This is a genomic window from Oscillibacter sp. (genome assembly GCF_031978065.1).
Classification (GTDB): Bacteria; Bacillota; Clostridia; order Oscillospirales; family Oscillospiraceae; genus Oscillibacter.
In genome coordinates, this window is sequence record NZ_DALZCH010000154.1 from 1 (window position 1) to 5,799 (window position 5,799).

The 5,799-nt window shown below is 56.4% G+C and carries 5 protein-coding genes and 1 riboswitch; of the genes, 4 read left to right on the forward strand and 1 reads right to left on the reverse strand.

Going from position 1 to position 5,799, the window contains the following annotated elements:
* Positions 1-733, reverse strand: a 733-nt coding sequence (gene dapA, locus RTK01_RS15650; protein ID WP_312281864.1) for a 4-hydroxy-tetrahydrodipicolinate synthase, incomplete at its 3' end; no start/stop codon positions are given.
* Between the two features lie 109 nt (positions 734-842).
* Positions 843-1,008: riboswitch (Lysine riboswitch) on the reverse strand.
* A gap of 244 nt (positions 1,009-1,252) precedes the next feature.
* Here dapA and RTK01_RS15655 point away from each other — a divergent pair.
* The 4 genes from RTK01_RS15655 to RTK01_RS15670 all read left to right on the forward strand — a co-directional run.
* Positions 1,253-1,933: a response regulator transcription factor gene (locus tag RTK01_RS15655; RefSeq protein ID WP_312281865.1), complete on the forward strand. Its 681-nt coding sequence runs from the start codon at positions 1,253-1,255 to the stop codon at positions 1,931-1,933.
* On the forward strand, positions 1,930-2,919 hold the full coding sequence (locus tag RTK01_RS15660) for a sensor histidine kinase (protein WP_312281868.1): 990 nt from the start codon (positions 1,930-1,932) through the stop codon (positions 2,917-2,919). Before RTK01_RS15655 ends, RTK01_RS15660 begins: the two co-directional genes overlap by 4 nt.
* Before the next feature lie 172 nt (positions 2,920-3,091).
* Positions 3,092-3,859 carry an ABC transporter ATP-binding protein gene (locus RTK01_RS15665; RefSeq protein WP_312281866.1) on the forward strand — a complete coding sequence of 256 codons (768 nt, stop codon included), beginning with the start codon at positions 3,092-3,094 and terminating at the stop codon, positions 3,857-3,859.
* The coding region (locus RTK01_RS15670; RefSeq protein WP_312281867.1) for an FtsX-like permease family protein at positions 3,852-5,799 on the forward strand (1,948 nt) is incomplete at its 3' end. The genes RTK01_RS15665 and RTK01_RS15670, both read left to right, overlap by 8 nt.

Here is a 5,799-nt window from a genome sequence, read left to right on the forward strand (position 1 = left end):
TCATCACCTGCAAATACCGCAGGTGATGCGCAACTGCCTTTTCCCGGTCGCCATGGAGAAATTCCGTGACAATTTCGTGGCACGCCTTGGGCATCACGTTGGCATACACGGAGATCACGCCGCTGCCGCCGATGGCAAGCAGGGGGATGGTGATGTCGTCGTTTCCGGAATAGAGAGCAAAGTCCGGCCCAATGCAATGGGCGATTTTCATGGCATAGCTCATATCGCCGGAGGCTTCCTTGATGGCGGCGATATTGGGGTGCTTCGCCAGCCGCTCCACCACGGACACGGGGATGGAGCAGCCTGTGCGGCCCGGGACATTGTAGAGAATGCAGGGAATCTCCACCGCGTCTGCCACGTCGGCAAAGTGGTGATACATACCCTCGGCATTGGTCTTATTGTAGTAGGGTGTAATCAAAAGCAGTCCGTCGGCCCCCATGGCCTGATAGCGCTTCGCATTCTGCACCTGCGTAGCGGTGCAGTTGGAGCCGCTGCCCACCACCACCGGCACCCGTCCGTTGATGGTTTTCAGCGCGTGGGCCACCACCGCGTCGTCCTCCTCGTGGGTCATGGTGGAGGATTCTCCGGTAGTTCCGAGAACCAGAACGGCGTCCGTTCCAGCGGCAATCTGCCGCTCCAAAAGCTGGGTCAAAACCTCAAAATTGACGCTCCCGTCGTCGTGAAACGGCGTGACCGTGGCCACGATTGAACCTTGTACATGATCAAATTTCATAGTGTTTCCTCCATACGTTGATTGTTTAAGCAACAAAAAATCGGCAGAGAAAACGCTCTCTACCGACAATCGCCCCCACACCAACCTACAAGCGTGCGGAAGTACCCTGTGAGCAGATAGCGCACCCGCGGTTTCCCGCGGACAGTCCCGGAGATGTTCTCCCCGGACCCACCAAAGCGGCATACCTGCCGGTTCAGTTCGGCGAACTCACTTCCGCTGCGATCGTTGCCTGTCGGCTCCCGCAGCGCCGTCTCATTCGCGCCTCTATCCTATTGGGGTTATCATAGCATCTTTCCAGCCCGGATTCAAGAGCAAGTTTCCGACCGAGAGAGGAAAAATCCACAAAATTCTGCGGCGGGCGGACAAAAAGTGAAGCGTTGCGCTAAAATCGGAAATAGATTATACTATCCTCTGAAAACCTGAATTTTATCAAACGCGTCATTCCGGCGCGGAATACACAGCGGTTTTCCGTTTCAAAAGCACCTGCGAAACGGGCAAGCGCATAGGGAGGCACAGAATTTGAACGGCTGCCGAATTTTAATTGTGGAGGACGACCCGGTGATCTCCGGCGCCATGGAAGCGCATCTTGAAAGCTGGGGCCACCGGGTCATCCGGGTTGGTGATTTCCAAAATGTGATGGCCGAATTTGCCGCCGCCGCGCCGCAGATGGTACTTTTGGATGTGTCGCTTCCGTTTTTCAACGGGTATCACTGGTGCACGGAGATTCGGCGGGTGTCCAAGATCCCGATTCTGTTCATCTCTTCCGCCGGAGACGACATGAACCAGATTATGGCCATGAACATGGGCGGAGACGATTTTCTGGCAAAACCGTTTGATTTAAGCGTCCTCGCCGCCAAGGTGCAGGCGCTGCTGCGCCGGGCCTATGATTTTGGAGAGCCGGCCCAGCTTTTATCCTGCGGCGGGGCGGTTTTGAACGTATCCGACGGGACGCTGACCGCCGGGACGGAAAAGCTGGAGCTGACCCGCAACGAGCTGAAAATTTTGCAGAGGCTTTTGGAAAATCGGGGCCGGATTGTCAGCCGCGAGGGTCTAATGACCCGATTGTGGGAATCCGACGCATTTGTGGATGAAAACACCCTGACAGTGAACGTGGCCCGGCTGCGCAAAAAGCTGGAGGCGGCGGGCCTTGGAACATTGATCCGCACGAAAAAGGGCGCGGGCTATCTGGTGGAGGACTGAACATGCTGCTGCAATATCTAAGGCGGCAGTATAAGCTGCTGCTGTTTCTGGCGGCGTCCGCCGCCATTTTTGCCGGAGTTCTGTCGCTGTATGCATACCCCGCCGAGGCGGTGGGGTACGCCGCGCTTTTATGCATCGTGCTGGGCCTATTATTTTTTGCCGTGGGCTATGCCGGCTTTCTCCGCCGCCATAAAGAGCTTGAACAGTTGAAAAAGGCCGTTTATGAAACGGTGCTGCCTCTTCCCCACCCTCGCAGCGCGCTGGAGGCGGACTATCAGGCGCTTTTAAACGCCGTATGCGCCCATCGTGCCAAGCTGCTGACGCAGAGCGAAAACAGCCGTCAGGATTTGCTGGATTACTACACCCTCTGGGCGCACCAGATTAAAACGCCCATTGCCGCCGGGCGACTTTTGCTTCAGTCCGGCGGAGAAACGGACCGCGAGGCCCTGTCGGCAGAACTTTTAAAAATCGAAGAGTATGTGGAAATGGTTTTGGGATATCTGCGTCTGGACAGCGACACAACGGACTATGTTCTGCGCCGCTGCGCTCTGGACGGAATCATTCGGGCAAGTCTTCGCCGATATGCGCGGCTGTTTATCTTAAAAAAGCTGACGCTGGAATTTCACGAGACGAACCGCACGCTTATGACGGATGAAAAATGGCTGAGCTTTGTGCTGGGCCAAATTTTATCCAACGCAATCAAATATACGCCCGAGGGCGGCACCGTCCGCATCTATCCCGACGGCGAAACGCTGGCCATCGCGGACAATGGCATCGGCATCCGCCCCGAGGATTTGCCCCGGGTATTTGAAAAGGGCTTCACCGGCTATAATGGCCGGGAGGACCGGAAAGCCACAGGCATAGGCCTTTACCTCAGCCGACGGGTTTTGACGAATTTGGGCCACGGGATTACCATTGTCTCCCGGCCCGGCGCGGGGACCATTGTGCGTCTGCTGCTGCACGAAGGGCGGCAGGTGGCGGAATAACCCCTGCCCTCCAAACGGGATGGACCGCTTTTACTATACGCTCCAATGGCTTCAAGTCGGCTATACGGGCAAGCTTACAAAAATGTAAGCTTGCGGGCGAAACTGTAAGGAAATTCAATGGCAGTGCCGCGAGCGCTTTGTTAGGATGAGAGTATTAAAAGGAGGAGTTTATATGTCGCTTCTGGAAGTATCTCATCTGCAAAAAATCTATACCACCCGCTTCGGCGGGAATCAGGTGGAGGCATTGAAAAATGTCAGTTTTTCCGTGGAGCCCGGAGAATACGTGGCCATCATGGGGGAATCCGGCTCGGGAAAAACCACGCTTTTGAATATATTGGCTGCCTTGGACAAGCCCACCTCCGGAGAGGTTTTGCTGGCAGGCAGGGCCGTCTCCGATATTCGAGAGCGGGACATGGCGGCCTTTCGCCGGACAAATCTAGGGTTTGTGTTTCAGGATTTTAACTTGCTGGACACGTTTTCCTTGCAGGATAACATTTTTCTCCCGCTGGTGCTGGCAAGGCAGGAGTTTGGTGAGATGGAAAAGGCGTTGAAGCCGCTGGCGGAGCAGCTTGGAATCCGGGACATTTTAAGCAAATACCCCTATGAGGTTTCCGGCGGACAAAAGCAGCGCTGCGCCGTGGCGCGGGCGCTGATTACAAACCCCCAGATCGTGCTGGCGGACGAACCCACCGGCGCTTTGGATTCCCGTGCCTCCGACCGGCTGCTGGATTTGTTCGGAGAGATCAACGGGGGCGGGCAAACCATTTTAATGGTGACGCACTCTGTTAAGGCCGCCAGCCATGCACAGCGGGTTTTGTTTTTGCGGGACGGAGAGGTCTATCACCAGCTCTATCGCGGAGAAAACACCCGGGAACAGCAGTTTGGCCGCATCTCCGACACGCTGACCGTGCTGGCGCAAGGCGGTGAGGCAAATGAATAAGGGGCATTTTTACCCGCGGATGGCGCTGGTCAATCTGGCGCGAAACGGAAAATTCTACATCCCCTATCTTTTGACCGTCATCGGGACGGCGGCGGCATACTACATCGTGCTGGCTCTTGCAAACCAGCCCGACCTCCCCAACAGCTCCCGATACATGTATCTGTCCGTGTTTATGAGCATCGGCACCTTTGTCATCGCGGTTTTTGCGGTGATTTTTCTGACGTATACCAACAGTTTCCTGATGAAGCGGCGCAAACGGGAGCTGGGGCTTTACAATGTTCTCGGTATGGGTAAGCGGCACATTGCAATCGTTTTGGGCTTTGAAACGGCGTATACCGCCGCAGCGGGCATTGTGGGCGGCGTGCTGCTGGGGCTGCTGCTGCAAAAGCTGGCGGTTTTGCTGCTGTGCCGCCTGATGCAGATGGACATTGCATACGGCTTTTACGTATCCGGCGAGGGAATCGTCGGGACGGCGGTGCTGTTTGGAATGATATTGCTGTTTAATCTGTTGCTCAATCTTCGCCGTATTCACGTCCAGAACCCCACCGAGCTGCTGCGGGAAAGCAGCGCCGGAGAACGGGAGCCGAGGACCCGTGTCATCACGGCAGTGATCGGCATTGCTGCGCTGGGTGCGGGATATACCATCGCCATCACCACCCGGTCCGCCATGGCTGCGCTGGGGATGTATTTTGTGGCGGTGCTGCTGGTCATCATCGGGACGTACTGCCTGTTTACCGCCGTGAGCATCGCGGTTCTGAAGGCCCTGCGGGCCAACAAACAGTATTACTATCAAATCAACCATTTCATCGGCGTTTCAGGAATGCTGTATCGCATGAAGCGCAACGCCGTGGGCCTTGCCAACATCTGCGTGCTTTCCACCATGGTGCTGGTGATGATTTCGGGCACGCTGTCTCTGTATCTGGGAAGCGAGGCGGCGCTTGAAGAGCAGTTCCCCGGAAACCTGCGGGCAGAGATTCAGTATGACCCGGTGAAGGATTCCCCCTTTGACCCGCAGACGCTTTATAAAACCGTGGCCGAACAGCTTGGGGCAGAGGCCGTCTCCGCCGCGCCCGTGTCCAGTTACGGGTATCTCTCTTTCGGCGTGCATGAAGACAAAGGTGCGCTGGAGGTAAAAAGCGACAATTCGGCCTACAACAGCATGGTCTGCGCCATGACCCCCGCTGATTATGCCGCCGTCACCGGTAAAGAGGCTCCGGCACTTTCCGACGGCGAAATGCTGCTATATGCAGATGGAGCGGGGCAAAAGCAGAGTCTGACCTTCCGGTTTTCCAATGCCGACGACCTGACGCTGACGGCGGCGAAGCCCGATGCGCAGTATCCTGCCCCACCCGAATTCCAGCCCTCGGCGGTGGATGTGCTGTACATGGTGGTGTCCGACGAGGTGCTTGACGCGCTGTATAACGGCCAGCGGGCCTCTCTGGGCGCACAGGACGCAGAGCCCATGCAGTGGCGCGGCTTTTGGGATGTGGACGAGGGCGCGGTACAACCCAACGAGTTGGAGCAGACGCTGGATTTCACCGGCACGGGAGACTGGGACCGGCTGGACTTTGAAACCAGAGAGAGCTTCGGGCAGGATTACTACTCCCTCAACGGCGGCTTTTTCTTCCTCGGTGTGTTTTTGGGAACCATCTTCCTGATGGCCGCCGTCCTGATTATCTATTACAAGCAAATCTCCGAGGGCTATGAAGACCGAGAGCGATATCTTGTGATGCAGAAGGTGGGAATGGAGCTGAAAACCGTCCGTCGGTCCATTAACTCTCAGCTATTGGTGGTGTTTTTCGCACCTCTGGCAGTGGCGGCGGTTCATGTGGCGTTTGATTTTAGTCTCATGATCCGGTTGCTGACCCTGTTTTCCCTGCACAACGGACCGCTGGTTCTGGGGTGCACCGCGGGAACTCTGGCGGTATTCGCGGTGATTT